This window comes from Mesorhizobium sp. M7A.F.Ca.CA.002.09.1.1 (genome assembly GCF_003998555.1).
GTDB classification, from domain to species: Bacteria; Pseudomonadota; Alphaproteobacteria; order Rhizobiales; family Rhizobiaceae; genus Mesorhizobium; species Mesorhizobium ciceri.
Genome location: NZ_RZRR01001297.1, coordinates 1 through 1,081 on the forward strand (window position 1 = coordinate 1; position 1,081 = coordinate 1,081).

The window sequence follows — 1,081 nt, forward strand, 5'->3', positions numbered from 1 at the left end:
CCGCAAGACCATCACCAGCCCCTATTTCCCGGACAGCGACACCGAGACCGCCAAAATCTCGAATTATGCCACGGTCGTCGGCCGCGTCGGCTACGCCTTCGATCGCGTGCTGATCTATGCCAAGGCTGGTTATGCCGGCGGCAAGGTGGATTTCCGCGCCCGAGACAACGACGCCCTGGTGACCTACGAAAAGAATGAGTGGCAGAACGGCTATGCGCTCGGCGCTGGCATCGACTATGCCCTTACGAACAACCTCTCGCTTGGCGTGGACTACACCCACGTTGACCTCGGCCATAAGACGAGCACGGGCGACAACGTGTTCGATGATGGCACTCTCGGCGACAATCCCGAGACCTATCGCACAGAGGCAAAGGTCGATGCCGTGATGGCCCGGCTAACCTACAAGTTTGGAATGGGTCAGTAGTGCATCGACATCATTTTCGCGGATCAGATCTAGCGTCAGGGGAGCTCGTCAGCGCTCCCCTTTCCTCGTAGCCTACATATTCCTTCGAACATTCTGGCGATTGAACGAAGTCTTGAACTTCTTTGGGCAATTGCAGCCTAGAGCGGTGCAGGCTATGCCCTTCCAGGGCAAGACAAAGCACGTAGTGTGTCCGCCCTCGGTGACCGGAACCTAAGCAGCACTTGCGGTATGATTTGTCGGTGTGACTTTCGGTCACCAAAGGCACACCGGGACACCATCTGTTCCCATTTCACCAATTTCAGCGAATTCGCCTCTTGCTTCTGAACCCTTGAGAATATAGGGCTTTCCGCGGTCCGGAGTGTAGCGCAGCCCGGTAGCGCACTTGACTGGGGGTCAAGGGGTCGTCGGTTCGAATCCGGCCACTCCGACCAAATTTGAAAGCAGGACTTGCCCCCGAAGTCCGCCTCTCCAGATGCTTCGGTCAGCCCGGCCAAATCTCGGATCGGGGCAACCATGTGCTCTGCCGCTTGAACTCTGGCTTGGGCTACCCCTGGCACACATCGATCCACTCAGCCCCAATCAGCTCAACCATCCTCTGCGGGCTGATCCGCACCGCCGCATTGGTGGCGCCTGCCGCGGGCACGACCTCGTCAAATT

1 protein-coding gene, 1 tRNA gene and 1 pseudogene are annotated in these 1,081 nt (G+C 58.1%); 2 read left to right on the top strand and 1 reads right to left on the bottom strand.

Translation table 11 applies throughout. The features are described 5' to 3' along the window. The coding region (locus EN994_RS32670; RefSeq protein WP_164746485.1) for an outer membrane beta-barrel protein at window positions 1-424 on the top strand (424 nt) is incomplete at its 5' end. A 354-nt stretch (window positions 425-778) separates the two neighbouring features. Next, window positions 779-855 (top strand) — tRNA-Pro (locus EN994_RS32675). A 113-nt stretch (window positions 856-968) separates the two neighbouring features. Here the strand turns inward: EN994_RS32675 and EN994_RS32680 are convergent. Beyond that, window positions 969-1,081 (bottom strand): annotated as a pseudogene (locus tag EN994_RS32680) (YbaK/EbsC family protein); the annotation flags it as partial.